The organism is Flavobacterium chungangensis, assembly GCF_042654045.1.
Taxonomy (GTDB): Bacteria; Bacteroidota; Bacteroidia; order Flavobacteriales; family Flavobacteriaceae; genus Flavobacterium; species Flavobacterium chungangensis.
The window spans coordinates 85,752-102,673 of record NZ_JBHSFY010000007.1; the positions used below are offsets into that span (position 1 = coordinate 85,752).

18 protein-coding genes are annotated in these 16,922 nt (G+C 34.0%); 3 read left to right on the top strand and 15 right to left on the bottom strand.

Annotated features, from left to right (window positions below):
* Positions 1 to 57: 57 nt before the first annotated feature.
* From ACFO3N_RS12880 to ACFO3N_RS12890, 3 genes are read right to left on the bottom strand one after another with little or no spacing between them, the layout of a single operon-like run.
* A complete protein-coding gene (locus ACFO3N_RS12880) occupies positions 58 to 1,029 on the bottom strand; it encodes a lipid A deacylase LpxR family protein (RefSeq protein WP_379798302.1) in 972 nt (323 codons plus the stop codon).
* The gene (gene mtgA, locus ACFO3N_RS12885) at positions 1,004 to 1,795 is read right to left on the bottom strand and encodes a monofunctional biosynthetic peptidoglycan transglycosylase (protein WP_379798303.1); all 792 of its coding nucleotides are present in this window, start codon (positions 1,793 to 1,795) and stop codon (positions 1,004 to 1,006) included. The genes ACFO3N_RS12880 and mtgA overlap by 26 nt, the downstream gene beginning before the upstream one ends.
* Positions 1,792 to 2,907, bottom strand: coding sequence for an NAD(P)/FAD-dependent oxidoreductase (locus ACFO3N_RS12890; protein WP_379798305.1), 1,116 nt, complete (start codon positions 2,905 to 2,907; stop codon positions 1,792 to 1,794). Before ACFO3N_RS12890 ends, mtgA begins: the two co-directional genes overlap by 4 nt.
* 312 nt (positions 2,908 to 3,219) lie before the next feature.
* On the opposite strand from ACFO3N_RS12890, the gene ACFO3N_RS12895 reads away from it, so the two are divergent.
* Together ACFO3N_RS12895 and ACFO3N_RS12900 are read left to right on the top strand one after the other, a co-directional pair.
* Positions 3,220 to 5,121, top strand: coding sequence for a S9 family peptidase (locus ACFO3N_RS12895; RefSeq protein WP_379798307.1), 1,902 nt, complete (start codon positions 3,220 to 3,222; stop codon positions 5,119 to 5,121).
* Positions 5,122 to 5,297: 176 nt separating this feature from the next.
* Complete coding sequence (locus ACFO3N_RS12900; protein WP_379798309.1) at positions 5,298 to 7,736, top strand: hybrid sensor histidine kinase/response regulator; 2,439 nt, start codon at positions 5,298 to 5,300, stop codon at positions 7,734 to 7,736.
* A 38-nt stretch (positions 7,737 to 7,774) separates the two neighbouring features.
* On the opposite strand, the gene ACFO3N_RS12905 is transcribed toward ACFO3N_RS12900, so the two are convergent.
* The 12 genes from ACFO3N_RS12905 to pdxA form a co-directional block, all read right to left on the bottom strand.
* Positions 7,775 to 9,130 carry a sigma-54-dependent transcriptional regulator gene (locus ACFO3N_RS12905; RefSeq protein WP_379798312.1) on the bottom strand — a complete coding sequence of 452 codons (1,356 nt, stop codon included), beginning with the start codon at positions 9,128 to 9,130 and terminating at the stop codon, positions 7,775 to 7,777.
* A 136-nt stretch (positions 9,131 to 9,266) separates the two neighbouring features.
* Entirely contained in the window at positions 9,267 to 9,563 is a 297-nt protein-coding gene (locus ACFO3N_RS12910; RefSeq protein ID WP_379798314.1) for a PepSY-like domain-containing protein, read from the bottom strand.
* A gap of 14 nt (positions 9,564 to 9,577) precedes the next feature.
* Positions 9,578 to 9,871, bottom strand: coding sequence for a PepSY-like domain-containing protein (locus tag ACFO3N_RS12915; RefSeq protein ID WP_379798316.1), 294 nt, complete (start codon positions 9,869 to 9,871; stop codon positions 9,578 to 9,580).
* Between the two features lie 18 nt (positions 9,872 to 9,889).
* Positions 9,890 to 10,180, bottom strand: a complete 291-nt coding sequence (locus ACFO3N_RS12920; RefSeq protein WP_379798318.1) for a hypothetical protein — start codon at positions 10,178 to 10,180, stop codon at positions 9,890 to 9,892.
* A gap of 28 nt (positions 10,181 to 10,208) precedes the next feature.
* A complete protein-coding gene (locus ACFO3N_RS12925; RefSeq protein WP_248728511.1) occupies positions 10,209 to 10,505 on the bottom strand; it encodes a hypothetical protein in 297 nt (98 codons plus the stop codon).
* Positions 10,506 to 10,580: 75 nt separating this feature from the next.
* Positions 10,581 to 10,877 (bottom strand): hypothetical protein, encoded by a 297-nt coding sequence (locus ACFO3N_RS12930; RefSeq protein WP_379798321.1) that lies wholly within the window; start codon positions 10,875 to 10,877, stop codon positions 10,581 to 10,583.
* Positions 10,878 to 11,222: 345 nt separating this feature from the next.
* Positions 11,223 to 12,569: an acetyl-CoA carboxylase biotin carboxylase subunit gene (accC, locus tag ACFO3N_RS12935; RefSeq protein ID WP_248728513.1), complete on the bottom strand. Its 1,347-nt coding sequence runs from the start codon at positions 12,567 to 12,569 to the stop codon at positions 11,223 to 11,225.
* A 108-nt stretch (positions 12,570 to 12,677) separates the two neighbouring features.
* Entirely contained in the window at positions 12,678 to 13,163 is a 486-nt protein-coding gene (gene accB / locus ACFO3N_RS12940; protein WP_095928350.1) for an acetyl-CoA carboxylase biotin carboxyl carrier protein, read from the bottom strand.
* A 23-nt stretch (positions 13,164 to 13,186) separates the two neighbouring features.
* Complete coding sequence (locus ACFO3N_RS12945; RefSeq protein WP_095928351.1) at positions 13,187 to 14,185, bottom strand: beta-ketoacyl-ACP synthase III; 999 nt, start codon at positions 14,183 to 14,185, stop codon at positions 13,187 to 13,189.
* 175 nt (positions 14,186 to 14,360) lie between these two features.
* Entirely contained in the window at positions 14,361 to 14,555 is a 195-nt protein-coding gene (gene rpmF, locus ACFO3N_RS12950; RefSeq protein ID WP_008465217.1) for a 50S ribosomal protein L32, read from the bottom strand.
* A gap of 9 nt (positions 14,556 to 14,564) precedes the next feature.
* Positions 14,565 to 15,107: a YceD family protein gene (locus tag ACFO3N_RS12955; RefSeq protein ID WP_379798324.1), complete on the bottom strand. Its 543-nt coding sequence runs from the start codon at positions 15,105 to 15,107 to the stop codon at positions 14,565 to 14,567.
* Positions 15,108 to 15,212: 105 nt separating this feature from the next.
* Positions 15,213 to 16,262, bottom strand: coding sequence for a 4-hydroxythreonine-4-phosphate dehydrogenase PdxA (gene pdxA, locus ACFO3N_RS12960; RefSeq protein ID WP_379798328.1), 1,050 nt, complete (start codon positions 16,260 to 16,262; stop codon positions 15,213 to 15,215).
* Positions 16,263 to 16,319: 57 nt separating this feature from the next.
* On the opposite strand from pdxA, the gene ACFO3N_RS12965 reads away from it, so the two are divergent.
* On the top strand, positions 16,320 to 16,910 hold the full coding sequence (locus ACFO3N_RS12965; protein ID WP_379798330.1) for a riboflavin synthase: 591 nt from the start codon (positions 16,320 to 16,322) through the stop codon (positions 16,908 to 16,910).
* The last annotated feature ends 12 nt before the right edge of the window (positions 16,911 to 16,922 follow it).

Sequence of the window (16,922 nt, forward strand, 5' to 3'; positions counted from 1 at the left end):
TCAAAATAGTGCAACGCACTATTTCATAGCACTATCGCGCACCACTATCTCACATAACTATCGCAACAAAAACCCCATCCTTATCGAACCATAAAAATATCCCGAATTAGTATCAATTCCAGGATCATTCAATTCTCTTCCTCGATAAAGAAAAGAATACGAAATATTGAAGTTGTTGTGTCGGTATTTTAAACCAGCTTCGGCATTAAAACGAAGTGGCTCCAACTCAAAAGTAATCGGACTTGTGTCATTAAACATGCTTCCTTCGATTGTGGCATCATAAAACTGATAGTTGACACTTGGCGCTGCGTAGAAATAAAATTCTCTAATGTTGGGTTGAGTTTGTGTACTTATCGAAGCATCGTGCATATTAGAATCATAAATTGGCAGTAATTTTTTAAATCCGAATCTTGCCATAAATCCTGTTGAAACTCCAGAAAAAATAGTCCCAAGATTTCCTTCCGACTGCCAATGGAGATCTACAAAATCATTATGTTTTGAGGCAAACATTTTTTTAGAATAAATAGCGTGAGCCTGAACCCCTAAAGCATTATGAATCTGATTTTCCCAGCCATATACTTTTTTGTAGCCAATTATTTTATGAAAACCTTCCTGTAATTCCTCACCCAAAGCATTCGGGCCAAGAAAACCAATTTGAAAATCGGTCTTTAAAACCGATTCGCTCTGATAAAAAAAACTTTTTCCTACTTCTGCAAAAAGATAACCTGCAAAAGGACGATCGTTTACCGTAACTGCTTCTTTGTTTAAAAATCTTGGATTGTAAAGATATTGTCCAATTCTAAACTCAGTAATCTCTTTATTGATTTTTGGATTGTCATTTTTTGATAAAAAACGATAAAAAAGCTCTAGACCATTGGTATAATACATATCATATTTAGACGATGTATATAAATCGTTATCAGATATAAAACCTATTTCTGCAGTTTTTCCTTGTCCAAAAGTGAGTGTTACAGTCAATATTAGAAAAGCAAAAAGCGATTTTTTACTTCTTCTTTTCTTCTTTTCCATTATAATTGATTTTTCCAACGTAACGCATCTCACGTACAATTCGTTCTTTTCTTCTATTGATATAACTTGAAGATCCTGTAGCTTTAAATTTTCTTGGATTTGGAAGAATCGCTGCAATTCCTGCTGCCTGCATTGGTGTTAAACTCGAAGCATCTCTGCGGTACCAATGTTCTGTTGCTGCGTAAGCACCATAAACTCCATCTCCCATTTCGATACTGTTCAAATAAACTTCCATGATGCGTTCTTTGCCCCAAATAATTTCAATTAAAATTGTAAAATACGCTTCTAGACCTTTACGGAAATAACTTTTTCCTTGCCACAAAAAGACATTTTTGGCTGTTTGCTGCGAGATCGTACTTCCGCCACGAATTCTGCGTCCGCGTTCGTTACTTTTATATGCTTTTTGAAGCGCTTTAAAATCAAATCCATTATGCGTAAGGAAAGTTCCGTCTTCGCTGGCAATAACGGCTTTTTGTAAATTCATTGAAATTTTTTCAATCGGTTCCCAGTCGTGGTCAAAATAAACTTCTTTTCCTGCCATTTTATTCTCGATCGCACGAATCAGCATTAATGGCGTAAACGGCACAGGAACATATTTAAAAAAGATAACCGACCCGATAGAAATTCCGAAAAACCACAAAGCGGCTTTAATAAAAAACCATTTTACTTTTTCTCCAAAAGAACGATTCGATTTTTTTGAAGAAGCTGTCTTTGGTTTTGGTTTGTTTGTAGTTGTTTTTGGTGCCGGTTTTTTGGTTACTTTCATTCTATTAAATCTGCTAATTCTGTTCCTATTAAACTGCCTATCGCTACTCCCATTCCGCCCAAACGCACTCCACAGAATACATTTTCAGAAAGTTGGGTTACGACAGGATTCTTACTATTTCCGATTCCCATGATCCCGCTCCATCGGTGCGCAATCTGAAAATCCTGATTTGGTAAAATTACATTTTTCAGTAAATCTTCCAATCTATTTTGAATAATTTTCGTCTGTCCAAATTCAGTAGTTGTTTCTCCTTCAAAATCAAGATTTCTTCCTCCGCCTAATAGAATACGGTCATTAATATTTCTAAAATAATAATAGCCTCGATCTAAATGAAACGTTCCTTTGATGTCTAAATTGCGAATAGGCTCGGTAATAAGCACTTGCGCTCTTGCTGGTTTTACAGCGCCATTGGTCAATTCACTCGCAAAACCGTTTGTTGCAAAAAGCAGTTTTTTGGTTTTAAAGCTAAAATCGTTTACCGCAACCTCAACATGATTTCCTGCATCGGCATACGATTTTACTGTTTGCTGATTTAAGATTAAAATATCTGCCGCAATAGCTTGCTTCAGTAATTCTTGCATCATATTTCCAGTATCGATCTGTCCTTCAAATGGATTAAAAATTAAATACTCGTTACTATTTCCAAATCCAAAACGGTCTACTTCTTTTGAAAAAACATCAGCTTTAAAAAGTGGTTTTAGAATTTCATTGATAAACGGAATTTTCGAAATACATTCGTTAAACCCAAATTCATCATCTTTCAAAAATAATTCATATCCGCCGTGAGGTTTAAAATCGATTGCCGCGTCTCCTAATCTTTTTCGTAGCAATTGCAAACCTTTCCATCGTTTTTCAATAAGTGCCACAACATCTTCTTCTGAATTTGTTTTTAAATCATCCATAATTTCAGACAGGCTTCCGAAGCAGGCAAAACCAGCATTTTTGGTACTTGCTCCCTGTGACAGCATTCCGCGTTCAAGAACCAGAATTTTTGCGGCAGGAAATCTTTCGCGTAAGCGCAATGCAGTATGCAGACCAACAATTCCGCTTCCTACAATAGTATAATCTATATTCGTAAACCAATTTTTGAGTTCCCAATAGCTTAGTTCCATAAATTTTTTATTCTAAAAAATAAATTTCAATTCTTAAACTCCAAATTCCAATCTTGGGTTAAATTACAATTTTTTAAAATCCAAAACTAAATGAAATTCCAAATTCCAAAAACTTCATTGATTACAATTTTAGTCGAACTGTCAGGCTGAGCGAAGTCGAAGCCACATCTCGATAAGCCCTTCGACTTCGCTCAGGGTGACAAATAGGAATTTCTTCACATTGGAATTTTAACATTTTTTGGGATTTGGAATTTAACAACTTGGAATTTAAATGTTGTATTTTTAGCGCACAAAAAATAGAATAATTTGATTATGAAAAAAGTAGTAGTAACAACCTTAATAATGATGAGTTTAAATGCTATCGGACAGAATGTAATGTCTCCGGAATTGTTATGGAAATTAGGACGAGTAACTCCTCTTGGACTTTCGAAAGATGAAAAAAATATTGTTTACAAGGTTTCAACACCTTCTGTAGCCGATAACAAATCGACTTCTAAGCTTTATATTATTCCAGTAAACGGAGGTAATGCGACTGAAATTAAAGACACTAAAGACGTTTTAAAAGACAAAAATATTTCTCCTGACGGAAAATTTGTTGTTTATAATGATGAAGTAAAAATCGACAAAGTTTTAGGTAAAGATTTCTACCCAAGTCTTGACAAATCTGATGCTCAAATCTATGATGGATTAGATTATCGTCATTGGGATACTTGGAACGAAGGAAAGTTTAATCACGTTTTTTATAAAGAAAACAAAGACGGAGCAAAAGGAACCGATATCATGAAAGGTGAAACTTTCGATTCTCCGCAAAAACCTTTTGGTGGTGATGAAGATTACATCTGGTCTCCAGACAGCAAAAGCATTTTGTATGTGAGCAAGAAAAAAGCAGGAACTGCTTACGCGATTTCTACCAACACAGATATCTATGAGTACAATCTAGAAACTCAAAAAACAACCAATAAAACCGAAGGTAATTTAGGTTATGATACTGCTCCGCAATTTTCTCCAACCGGAAATTTAACTTGGTTGCAAATGAAACGAGACGGTTACGAGTCTGATAAAAACGATATTATTGTCGAGTTTAAAGGAATCAAAACTAACTTAACCGCAAACTGGGACGGAACTGTAGATAATTTCATCTGGAGCAAAGATGGAAAAACGGTATTTTTTGTAGCTCCAGTTGACGGAACCAAACAACTTTTCTCGGTTAATTTTCCTGGTTTAACTAAAATTGCGATCAACGTTCGTCAATTGACTAACGGAGATTTTGACGTAAATGATTTAGTTGGTTTTGCTGGCGATGAAATCATTGTTACAAGAACTGATATGAATCATGCAGGTGAGATTTATTCTTTCAACTTAAAGAAAAATACTTGGAAACAAATCTCAAATGTAAATACAGATACTTATAAAACTTTAACATTAAGCAAAACAGAAAAACGTTACGTTACTACAACCGATGGTAAAAAGATGTTGGTTTGGGTAATTCTTCCTCCAAATTTTGATGCTTCAAAAAAATATCCAACTTTATTATTCTGCCAAGGCGGACCGCAAAGTCCGTTGACACAATCGTATTCTTTCCGTTGGAATTTCTCTCTAATGGCTGCTAAAGGTTATGTAGTTGTTGCTCCAAACCGTCGTGGAATGCCAGGACACGGTGTTGAGTGGAACGAACAAATTAGTAAAGATTGGGGCGGACAAGTTATGGACGATTACCTTTCTGCAATCGATGATGTTGCAAAAGAAAGTTATGTTGACAAAAGTCGTTTAGGTTGCGTTGGAGCTAGTTACGGAGGATATTCTGTATTTTATTTAGCTGGAATTCACAAAAACCGTTTCAAAACATTTATTGCTCATGACGGAGTTTTCAACACCGTTTCGATGTTAGGAACTACTGAGGAAGTTTTCTTTAACAATTGGGATTTTGGTGGACCATATTGGGAAAAAGATAATGCTGTAGCGCAAAAAGCTTATACAACTTTTAATCCTGCAACTTTGGTTCAGAATTGGAACAAACCAATTTTGATTTTCCAAGGAGGAAAAGATTTCCGTGTGCCAATCGGTCAAGGTCAAGAAGCTTTCCAAGCAGCTCAATTAAGAGGAATCAAAAGTAGATTTGTTTATTTCCCAGATGAAAATCACTGGGTTTTAAAACCTCAGAACGCTCAGGTTTGGCAAGGTGAATTCTTCAAATGGTTAGATGAAACTTTGTAATTCCTAAAAAGAATATTTTGACAGCCGTAGATTTACACAATCTACGGCTGTTTTTCTTTGTAAACCTTACAATTATGTAACATATTGGGTAGATTTACTCTTCGTAAAACAGATTTTTTTAGATAAATTGCAATGTTTTAATAAGACCCCATTCCCTCAAATCTTTCAAGTAAAATATGGAAACAAAAAGAAGCTACACCGCAATTAAAGTTTTATTCAGCTATGTTGCATTATTAGCTTTGGTTGTTACGGTTGGATGGTTTCTTTATTCTGAAAATGTAGTTTACAATAAACTGGAAGATAAGATTGCTTTAGAAAAAAACAAAATCATCAGAGTCAGCAGATTGTATTCTAATGTTTATAAAACCGAAAGTTTAGCAAGGCAAACCATTCAGAACAACTCCGAAAAAGATTTTAAAAATTATCTTATCGAAACCGATTCTCTTCGCAAACGTATCGATACTTTAAAACAAGTTGTTACTACCGAATATCAGAAAACACTTTTAGATAGTGTAACTTATTTTTTGTCTGAAAAGACAGAAAACATTAAACAGTTAAGAGAAATCAAGAATAAAGCAGACGATGAAACTTCTGTAAATAATGCTATTGATGAAATCACGAAAATGGAGTTTAATTTGAGAAAACTCGAACTTCAGGATTTCACTAAAAACCCAAATCAGTTGGGGAGTTATCAGCGAAGTGTTTTACAGCAATATGTTGATTATTTAAATTCGAATATTCCAGACGACAGCACCAATACATTGAGCAAAAAAGCTTCCGATTCTATTTTGGCCAATTCTAAAAAGCTTTTGAGTTCTGTAAAAATAAAAGCCGAGAAGAAAAAAGAATCTTTGAATTTTGAAGAAAATAAACTGCTTCAGAATGAAATTGCAATTTCAGATCAGCTTAGAAAAATACTTCGAATTATTGAGCGAGAAATCATCATCAATTCGATCAAAAACAATTCATTAAAAGAAAAATCATTAAAAAGAGTCAACGAAATTGTAACGGCTTCGGCAGTTATCGGTTTATTGCTGACGGTCTTTTTCTCGATTCTAATTGTAAGCGATTATTCAAAATCTCAATTGTATAAAAAACAGCTCGAAATCGCGAATTTCAAAACCAAAAATCTGCTAAAAAGCCGTGAACAATTAATCTCGACAGTAAGTCACGATTTAAAAACGCCTTTGAGCACCATAGTTGGTTATTCTGAACTTTTAGGAAATTCAGACATCAATACGAAGCAATCCTATTTTATTAAAAATATTAAAAACTCGTCTGAATATATTACGCAATTGGTTCAGGATCTACTCGATTTTTCGCAGATCGAAGCAGGGAAAATTTCTATAGAAAAAGTTCCATTTTCGTTGCCAGAAATCATTGAAGATGTTGCCAGAAATATTCAAACGGTTTACAAGCAAAAAGACATTGATCTTATTATCAATGTAGACGAACAATTTCAGAAACGTATCGTTGGCGATCCATTTCGTTTAAAACAAATCTTGACTAACATTATTGGAAATGCTTATAAATTTACCGAAGAAGGCCATATTCGAATTGCCGCTTACATAAATGACGATCAGTTTTTTACCATTTCAATTCAAGATACTGGAATCGGAATTGAAAAAGCAAATCAGAAATTGGTTTTTGAAGAATTTGCCCAAGCGAATGAAAACATTGAAAAGAAATATGGCGGAACTGGTTTAGGGTTATCAATTTGTCAGAAGATCATTTCTATTCTAGGCGGTAATTTAAATTTAGAAAGCATTTTTGGAAAAGGGAGCACCTTTACTATTAAACTGCCTTTATTATTCGATAATAGCCAAAACTTTACTGCAACCGAACTAAAACCTAAGACGGCAAAAAGCAGTAAAACACAAACTTTTATTGTTGTTGATGACGACATTAATCTTTTGAATCTAACAAGTGGGGTTTTAAAACAAGAACAACATAGGGTTTATTCTTTTACTAATCCTGCAAAAGCTTTAGCAACGATTCAGACCACGCCTTTTGATTTTGTCATTACCGATATTCAAATGCCAGAAATAGACGGATTTCTATTTTTAGAAAAACTTCGTGAACTTCCAGATACCATTTTTAAAAATCAGCCTGTAATCGCATTGACAGGCCGCACCGATTTGGATCTTTCAGTTTATAAAAATGCTGGTTTTACTACCGTTATAAAGAAACCTTATTCGCCAAAAATTTTGCTCGAGACGATTCAGCATATTTTAGATCATGAAGAAATTCCGATAACTGAATCTACAGAGAATGCAAATGAAAATGCTTCTCAAATATATTCTTTAGAAACCTTGAAAGATTTTCTAGGCCAGGATGAATCGGCTTTGAAAGAAGTTTTGAAGTCTTTTATCGAAACGTCAATTGAAAATTTAGGATTTCTGAAAGTTGCCGTTCAAGAACAAAATCATGACGAAATAAAATCTATTGCCCATCGCATTGCTCCAATGTTCAAGCAAATTCAGGCAAATGAGATTGGCGAAATTTTAAAAAATTTAGAAAAAGAAGATTTAAATACAATCGATATAAAAGCAACGTACGCAGATTTATCTGAAAAAGTAGAAGTCCTTTTTAAGGAATTAAAACAAGAGATTTAATGAAGCAATAAAAAAGCAGTCTTAAAGAGACTGCTTTTTTATTCGATATTATATTGTTTCAATTTATTGTAAAGTGTTTTTCTAGTAATTTTCAGCAGTTTTGCTGCTTCAGATTTATTATTTTGGGTTTTTGACAAGGCATTAATAATAGTTTCTTTTTCGTTTTCAGACAATGAGAAAACTTCGGCAGTTGCAGCAGGCTGATTTTGGATCTGAAAAAATTCTGCTGGAAGCACATCACTTTCAATAAAATCACCACGAGTTAAAAGAGTGGCACGTTTTACACAGTTTTGCAATTCTCGTAAATTTCCTGGCCAAGAATAGTTCTGAAAAATAGAAACCACTTCTGGAGAAAACCCGATTACATCTTTATGCAATTGCTGATTGGCTTTTTCTAAGAAATAATCTGCAAAAACCATTAAATCTTCGCCTCGATCTTTTAAAGATGGTGACTGAATTGAAAATTCATTGATTCTATGGTATAAATCTTCTCTAAAATCGCCGTTTTTTACTGCCTCACGCAAATCTTCATTCGTTGCCGTAATAATGCGTATATCGACGTTTATTTCTTTATTGCTTCCTACTGGTTTAATTTTTCTTTCTTGAAGCGCTCTTAACAACTGGATTTGATTTTCGTACGAAAGATTTCCTATTTCATCCAAAAATAAAGTTCCGCCATTGGCAGCTTCAAAATATCCTTTTTTATCATTGATTGCTCCAGTAAAAGATCCTTTTAGATGTCCAAAAAATTCGCTTGCAGCCAATTCTTTCGGAATCGCTCCGCAGTCTACCGCGATAAAATTATTGTCTTTTCTTCTACTTTGCTGATGAATACTTTTAGCAATGATTTCTTTTCCTGTACCACTTTCACCAATTATTAAAACTGACATATCTGTCGGACTCACCAACTGAATATGATCTAGAAGTTTTTTGGATGCAACAGAAATTCCTTTTACAAACTCATTGTCTCCCGATGAAGCCTGCTTTTTTACTGTCTTTTTTTCTTTTACAGGAGCTTGTTCTTCTTCCTCTTTTGGTGCTTGTAGTGCATTGGTAATTACAAGAAGAACTTCGTCTGGATTAAATGGTTTAGAAATATAATCTGCTGCTCCATTTTTTATGGCTTTAACAGCAGTGTTTACATCAGAATATCCTGTCATTAAAATAACTGGAATATGAGGGTGAGAATTTTTAAATTCAGACATAAGTCCGATACCATCAGAATCAGGCAAGCGAAGGTCAGTCAAAATCAAATCGAATGACTCGTTTTTAACTGCTTCACGCGCTTCTGTTGCTGAGAAAGTAGTGGTTACCTCATACGCTTTTTTGATTAGAAATTTCTCTAATAATTTACAGAACGCAATATCATCTTCTATCAGTAATATCTTCGGCATTTGCTTGTAGGGTCTTTTTGCTAAAATAATATTATTAAACTTGTTATTTCATAAAATTATGCAAAATATGTAAAAAAAAAGAGATTGCACAATGCAATCTCTTTTTCACCAAAAACATAAATCTAAATTCACCTAATTATATCTTCAACCAGTTACCATTGACATCTGAGTAAACAGTAGCCTTTTGGTCTCCAACTGATATTTCTAGTTTGTACTCTTTTTTGTCATTGACAAATGCTTTATCCAGTTTTGCTCCTGGATAAGCTGTCTGCAAAGCTGTTTTCACAGGTGCAGGCACAGCATCTACTGTAACTTCTGTATATTCTGATTGAATAGCTACAGTTGCTTTAGTGTTTGGAGAAACAGGCAATACATTTCCTTGCATTGACAGAGTTCCTAGAACCACTATTGCTGATAAGATTAGTTTTTTCATGATGCTGATTTTAATTATTTCTTAATGATATTTCCAGAAGCATCTGTAAAAATAGTATACTTCTTTTCTCCACTTGAAATCTCAAGTTTGTACTCATTTTTCTCGTTTTTATAAGCTTTTTCTAGCTTAGTATTCGGGAAAGATTTTTCAAGTGTAGACTTTACAGCGGCCGGAACGGCATCTATAGCTACTTCAGTAAACTCACTTTGAGCGAATACTGATTGAGAAATCGACACTGCTGGAAGAACCGCAGCATTTACTGTAAAACTTCCTAATACAATTGCTGCTGATAAGATTAACTTTTTCATAATATTTAGTGGTTTAAATTATTTTTTAAGAATGTTACCAGAAGCGTCTGTATAAACGATCGATTTTTCACCTCGAACGGTTATCTCAATTTTGTACTCCTTTTTATCATTTACCCATGCTTTCTCAAGCACTACACCAGGATAAGCTTCATCTAAGCCTTTTTTTACGGCTGCCGGAACTCCATCTACTTCTTTGTATCCATCCTGATCATTTACTGTCTGCACCATTAAATTGGTTACAACAGGGGTTTCTGCGTTCATCGACAAACTGCCTAAAACAATTGCTGCCGATAAGATTAACTTTTTCATAGTAATAGTTTTTAAGGGTTAGACTTAATTATTTTTTAATCCAAGTTCCATCTGCGTTAGCAAAAAGATTCCCTGATTTATCTCCAACAGTTACTTCAAGCTTGTATTCAGATTTTGTGTTTTTAAACGCTTTTGAAAGCACAGCATCTGGATACGCTTTTTTAAGAGCATCTGTAATTGCTGCTGGAACTTCTTCCAATTTAATTTCTGTATAATCATCTTGGATAGAGATTGTTTTTACGATTGTATTTGAGATTGGCGAAGTTGAAGCAAATGATGTTAAACCTCCCAAAACGATTGCGGCTGATAAAAATAAATTTTTCATGATAGTTGTTTTTTAATATAGTTAATTTGATCTTAGTATTCTTGATCCGGATTTTCACAAGACTTCATTTTCAGATTATTGTGTAATCCAAGTTCCGTCTGCATTAGCAAATAAGTTTCCTACTTTGTCACCAACAGTTACATCAAGTTTATACTGTGCTTTTTCGTTTTTATATGCTTTAGTAATTACTGCTTCTGGATATGCTTTTTTCAAAGACTCTTTAATCGCAGCTGGTAATTCTTCTAATTTGATTTCTGTATAATCGTCTGCGATAGAAACTACTTTTTCATTTGTATGAGTAATTGGAGTAGTTGAAGCAAATGAAGTTAAACTTCCTAAAACAATTGCGGCTGATAAAAATAAATTTTTCATAACGTATATATTTAAATTAATAGTTGTTTACGCTTTAAGTAATGAAATTATTATGCCGTAAAGAAAAAGAGCCGTGCCAAAGATCGTAAAAACCTGTATTAAAAGACTTTACATCAAATATAGCAAAAAAAGACAAAACTCGAAAGGTGTGTAAATGAGAAAAAAGGTGTGTAATAAGTAAACACTTTTAGTGTAACCTTTCTAAAAAATTCTAAATTTTAAAATCACAAATTCCAAAATAAAGGAGTAAAAGTTCTAGATTTTGGGATTTGGAATTTATCTCTAAGTTTCGAGATTGGAATTTTGTAAAAGAAAAAAGGCTTCCAAATTTGGAAGCCTTTATAACTATTCTGGACTATTCATTTTAAATGTATCCATAAATGCAGTTGTATAATCACCTGCAATATATTTTGGATCATCCATTAATTGTCTGTGGAAAGGTATTGTAGTTTTCACACCCTCGATTACGAACTCATCCAAAGCTCTACGCATTTTGCTAATAGCTTCTTCACGAGACTGCGCAGTCGTAATTAACTTAGCGATCATAGAATCGTAGTTTGGCGGAATGCTATATCCTGAATATACGTGAGTATCTAAACGAACTCCGTGTCCTCCTGGCATATGAAGCGTAGTAATTTTTCCTGGTGAAGGACGAAAATCGTTGTAAGGATCTTCAGCATTAATACGAACTTCAATAGCATGTAATTGTGGAAGATAGTTTTTACCAGAAATTGGAATTCCAGCAGCAACCATAATTTGTTCACGAATCAAGTCATAATCAATAACTTGTTCTGTGATTGGGTGCTCAACCTGAATACGAGTATTCATCTCCATGAAATAGAAGTTTCTGTGTTTGTCCACTAAAAACTCTACAGTTCCAGCTCCTTCATATTTAATGAATTCAGCAGCCTTTACAGCAGCTTCTCCCATTCTAGCACGAAGGTCGTCTGTCATGAAAGGCGAAGGTGTTTCTTCAGTTAGTTTTTGGTGACGACGCTGTACCGAACAGTCTCTTTCAGAAAGGTGACATGCTTTTCCGTAAGAATCTCCAACAACTTGAATTTCGATATGACGTGGCTCTTCAATAAGTTTCTCCATGTACATTCCGTCATTTCCAAATGCTGCAGCAGCTTCTTGACGCGCACTTTCCCAAGCTTTTAAAAGCTCTTCTTCTTTCCAGATTGCACGCATTCCTTTTCCACCACCACCAGCAGTAGCTTTCATCATAACTGGGTAACCAATTTCTTTAGCTATTTTTTGTGCATGTTCGTAAGATTCTAACAATCCATCTGAACCTGGCACACAAGGTACTCCTGCTGCTTTCATTGTAGCTTTAGCAGAAGCTTTATCTCCCATTCGGTCGATCATTTCTGGAGCAGCACCGATAAATTTAATTCCATGCTCTTGACAGATTTTTGAGAATTTAGCATTCTCAGAAAGAAATCCATAACCTGGATGTATTGCGTCTGCATTTGTAATTTCTGCAGCAGCAATGATATTTGACATTTTCAAATACGATAAGTTACTTGGAGGAGGGCCAATACAAACCGCTTCATCAGCAAATTTAACATGTAAACTTTCTGCATCGGCTGTAGAGTAAACTGCAACAGTTTTGATTCCCATTTCCTTACATGTACGAATTACACGTAGTGCAATTTCTCCTCTATTCGCAATTAATATTTTTTTAAACATCTTATTTTAATTAGATAATTAGACAATTTGATAATTAGATAATTTTAGATGATTAACAAAACTTTTTTCGAACCATTCTAAAATCTAAAATCTAAAATCTAAATTTATTTATGATGGATCTACTAAGAATAAAGGTTGGTCAAATTCTACTGGAGACATATCGTCTACAAGAATTTTTACAATTTTACCAGAAACTTCAGATTCGATTTCGTTGAATAATTTCATTGCTTCGATTACGCAAAGAACGTCTCCTTTAGAAACAGTACTTCCAACTTCTGTGAAAACTGGTTTATCTGGAGATGGTTTTCTATAGAATGTACCAATGATTGGAGATTTTATAGTAATATATTTAGAATCGTTAGCAGCTGGTGCTTCTGGAGTTACACTTACAACTGTTGGAGCCGTAACTTGTGGAACTGCCGCTTGAGGTAAAGCTGCCTGAGCAGGTAATTGCTGTACGTAAGTTGCTTCAGTTACATTTGTTTCTAAAGTTGTTCTGATCGTGATTTTTACATCATCCATTTCTAACTTCACTTCTGCAACGCCCGAATTTGCAACAAATTTGATTAGGTTTTGAATTTCTTTTAAATCCATAATGATTCGTTTTTAGTTTTAATTTATTTTTTATCGTAAGCCCATTTTAAATAGATAGATCCCCACGTGAATCCACCACCAAAAGCGGCAAAGATAATGTTATCTCCCTTTTTAAGCTTATTTTCAAAATCAGCCAATACTAATGGTAAAGTTCCAGAAGTAGTATTTCCGTATTTCTCGATATTTACTAGAACTTTAGAATCTTCCAATTCTAATCTTCCAGCAGTAGCATCAATAATACGTTTATTAGCTTGGTGTGGCACTAACCAGTCAACATCTTGATTTGTCAAATTATTTCTTTGCAAAATCAATTCACTAGCATCTGCCATATTAGTTACAGCATATTTGAAAACAGTTTTACCGTCTTGCATAATATTGTGCTGTCTGTTTTTTACAGTATCTTCAGAAGGCGGAATCAAAGAACCTCCTGCAGGTATTTTAAGGAAGTCACGCCCTACACCATCACTTCTTAAATATTCATCCTGTAAACCTAAACCTTCATAATTTGGTTCGAAAAGAACTGCTCCAGCTCCATCTCCAAAAATAATACAAGTTGCTCTATCAGTATAATCTACAATAGATGACATTTTATCGGCACCAATTAAAAGTACTTTTTTGTAACGTCCAGACTGAACATATGCTGCAGCTGTAGACATTCCGTATAAGAAACTTGAACATGCCGCTTGCAAATCGTATGCAAATGCATTTGTTGCTCCAATTTCTGTTGCAACAAATACTCCTGTAGAAGCCACCATCATATCTGGTGTCGCAGTTGCCATTATAATCATATCAATCTCAAGCGGATCAATATTTGCTTTTGCAATTAAATCCTTCGCTGCTTGTATAGCAAGGTAAGATGTACCTTTATCAGCATCTTTAAGGATTCTTCTTTCTTTAATTCCTGTTCGAGCGGTTATCCACTCATCATTGGTATCAACCATTGTTTCTAATACTTGGTTCGAAAGAACGAAGTCAGGAACATAAGCTCCAACAGCGGTAATGGCGGCTGTGATTGTATTCATTATATTCTATTATTTTCTTTTCAAATTACGATTAATTTGAAAAATTTTTAAAAGACCCGAAAATTACAAAAAAAAACGTAACGAATTTGTCTATATTTTCCTAAAAAACGAAAATTATAATCAACAAAAAAAACTCTCACTATGTGAGAGTTCTAGTATAATTTACAAAAACGTATTAAGCAACCGCTTCAGATTTATCGATAACAACTTGCCCTCTGTAGTACATTTTACCTTCATGCCAGTAAGCTCTGTGGTATAAATGCGCCTCACCTGTAATAGGACATGTAGCGATTTGAGCTACAGTAGCTTTGTAATGTGTTCTTCTCTTATCTCTTCTTGTTTTCGAGGTTTTTCTCTTAGGATGTGCCATTTTACTATATTATTTATCCGTTAATAGTTTCTTTAATTTTTCCCAACGCGGGTCAATATCTTCTTCTTTGTTACTCTCTTCCTTTTGTTCTTTTACACTTAACTCATTCAGTTTTGTCAAAGCCTCTGTTTGTAGACTTCCGTCTTTAACACCTGGATGAATTCTTTTGTGAGGTACAGAAAGCGCGATCATTTCATAAATATATTGCGCTATATCTACCTCATGTTCACCATGTGGCAAAATCAACAATTCTTCATTATCATCATTAAATTCGTCTCCAAAGCGAACAATTAACTTCATTTTCCCTTTTATAGGCAAATCAAAATCTTCGCCTGTTAGATCACAAGGCACATTTACTGTTCCTTTGTGTTTGAATTCTAACTCTAACATGGTACTTTTCTTTTCGAAAAGTAAATTAACTTTAATATCCGAATTTTGAAACTCATCGTATTCAAAATTCTTAAAGAAATCGTTATTTATTTGATACTCAAAATGGTGTTTTCCTAGTTTTAATCCTACGAAAGGAATTAAAAATTCTTTTGTTTTGCTCATTTCAACATCAATTTGATCAATTCGATTCTAAAACTAGATATCTGAATTGGGGTGCAAAGATATAAAATTATTACAAATCTAATAATCTTATTGACCTTTTTTTGTTTATAACTGTTTTTCTTTTATTTTAAGAGGTTTTTGGCTAATCTCCTCATACTGATTACGCGAGCGAAAAATATCAATCGCAAGATAGACTGCTTCTTTAAAAGAATTGTAATCTGCCATATCTTTTCCAGCAATATCATAAGCTGTACCGTGATCTGGAGAGGTTCTAACTTTATTTAAACCTGCTGTATAATTCACGCCTTTTCCAAAAGACAATGTCTTAAACGGAATTAATCCTTGATCGTGATACATTGCCACGATAGCATCATATTTTTCATATTGACTGCTTCCAAAAAAACCATCCGCAGAAAATGGACCAAAAGCCATTGTTCCCGAATCGAAGATTTTCTTTAAAGTTGGCTTCAAAATCAAATCATCTTCTTTTCCAATCACACCACCATCACCAGCATGTGGATTCAGTCCTAAAACTGCAATTTTTGGCTTCACTATACTAAAATCCTGAATCAAAGATTTCCTAATAGTTTCTATTTTTTTAGTTATCAATTCTTCTGTTAAATGAGAAGCGACTTCGTTTAACGGCACATGATCTGTAATTAAGCCTACTCGTAAATTATCTTGAACCATCATCATTAGCGCATCGCCTTCTAATTCCTGATTCAAATAATCGGTATGTCCAGGAAATTTAAAATCCTCAGACTGTATATTGTATTTATTAATGGGAGCCGTAACCAGAACATCTATTTCACCATCTTTTAAAGCTTTTGTTGCTGCCGTAAAAGATTTAATTGCATATTCTCCTATTTTAGGATCATTTACTCCAAAGTTAATATCAACTCCTTCTCTCCAAAGATTAAGAACATTTATTTTACCCGGAATGATTTGATCTAATTTATCAACTCCATGAAATTGAACTGTCGATGTAAAACTCTTTCTAACAAATGAAAGAATTTTAGCATTTGCAAAAATAACCGGCGTACACAATTCCAACATACGAGAATCTTCGAATGTTTTCAGTATAACTTCGCTTCCAATACCGTTTAAATCTCCAACTGAAATTCCAACAATTATATTTTCTGCTTTTTTATTCATGAGCTCAGTTTATTTATTACTAATTTTGATGTGCAAATTTAGTAAAATAAAACCACAATGTTCACAGGAATTATAGAAACACTCGGAAGGATTCACGAAATTCAAAAAGATCAAAACAATCTTCATATAACAGTTGACTCATCAATAACCCACGAATTAAAAATAGACCAAAGCGTTTCGCATAACGGAATATGCCTTACAGTAGTAGCTATTAAAGATTCTCTTTACACCGTAACAGCAATTGACGAAACTATTCTGAAAACCAATATTAGCGATTGGAAAACTGGCGACATTGTAAATTTAGAGAGGGGAATGAAACTCGGCGACCGCTTAGACGGACATATTGTACAAGGCCACGTAGACCAAACTGGAACCTGCATTAAAATTGAAGAAGCAAACGGAAGTTGGAATTATACTTTTGAATACGATAAAAACCTAAACAATATTACAATCGAAAAAGGTTCGATTACAGTAAACGGAGTCAGCCTGACCGTTGTAAATTCTAAAACGAATGAATTTAGTGTTTCAATTATTCCGTATACTTATGAACACACTAATTTTAAAGATTTCAAAGTTGGAACAAAAATCAACCTTGAATTTGATGTAGTTGGAAAATATATCTCTAGACTTTACGCAATAAACAAGTAACGTTTAGATTCC

Coding starts and splice junctions, on each gene's coding strand:
- rpmF (WP_008465217.1), bottom strand. CDS start 14,555: ATGGCACATCCTAAGAGAAAAACCTCGAAAACAAGAAGAGATAAGAGA.
- ACFO3N_RS12905 (WP_379798312.1), bottom strand. CDS start 9,130: ATGCCGAAGATATTACTGATAGAAGATGATATTGCGTTCTGTAAATTA.
- ACFO3N_RS12920 (WP_379798318.1), bottom strand. CDS start 10,180: ATGAAAAAGTTAATCTTATCGGCAGCAATTGTTTTAGGCAGTTTGTCG.
- ACFO3N_RS12910 (WP_379798314.1), bottom strand. CDS start 9,563: ATGAAAAAACTAATCTTATCAGCAATAGTGGTTCTAGGAACTCTGTCA.
- pdxA (WP_379798328.1), bottom strand. CDS start 16,262: ATGAATAAAAAAGCAGAAAATATAATTGTTGGAATTTCAGTTGGAGAT.
- ACFO3N_RS12965 (WP_379798330.1), top strand. CDS start 16,320: ATGTTCACAGGAATTATAGAAACACTCGGAAGGATTCACGAAATTCAA.
- mtgA (WP_379798303.1), bottom strand. CDS start 1,795: ATGAAAGTAACCAAAAAACCGGCACCAAAAACAACTACAAACAAACCA.
- ACFO3N_RS12880 (WP_379798302.1), bottom strand. CDS start 1,029: ATGGAAAAGAAGAAAAGAAGAAGTAAAAAATCGCTTTTTGCTTTTCTA.
- ACFO3N_RS12890 (WP_379798305.1), bottom strand. CDS start 2,907: ATGGAACTAAGCTATTGGGAACTCAAAAATTGGTTTACGAATATAGAT.
- ACFO3N_RS12925 (WP_248728511.1), bottom strand. CDS start 10,505: ATGAAAAATTTATTTTTATCAGCCGCAATCGTTTTGGGAGGTTTAACA.
- accC (WP_248728513.1), bottom strand. CDS start 12,569: ATGTTTAAAAAAATATTAATTGCGAATAGAGGAGAAATTGCACTACGT.
- ACFO3N_RS12955 (WP_379798324.1), bottom strand. CDS start 15,107: ATGAGCAAAACAAAAGAATTTTTAATTCCTTTCGTAGGATTAAAACTA.
- ACFO3N_RS12930 (WP_379798321.1), bottom strand. CDS start 10,877: ATGAAAAATTTATTTTTATCAGCCGCAATTGTTTTAGGAAGTTTAACT.
- ACFO3N_RS12895 (WP_379798307.1), top strand. CDS start 3,220: ATGAAAAAAGTAGTAGTAACAACCTTAATAATGATGAGTTTAAATGCT.
- accB (WP_095928350.1), bottom strand. CDS start 13,163: ATGGATTTAAAAGAAATTCAAAACCTAATCAAATTTGTTGCAAATTCG.
- ACFO3N_RS12945 (WP_095928351.1), bottom strand. CDS start 14,185: ATGAATACAATCACAGCCGCCATTACCGCTGTTGGAGCTTATGTTCCT.
- ACFO3N_RS12900 (WP_379798309.1), top strand. CDS start 5,298: ATGGAAACAAAAAGAAGCTACACCGCAATTAAAGTTTTATTCAGCTAT.
- ACFO3N_RS12915 (WP_379798316.1), bottom strand. CDS start 9,871: ATGAAAAAGTTAATCTTATCAGCAGCAATTGTATTAGGAAGTTTTACA.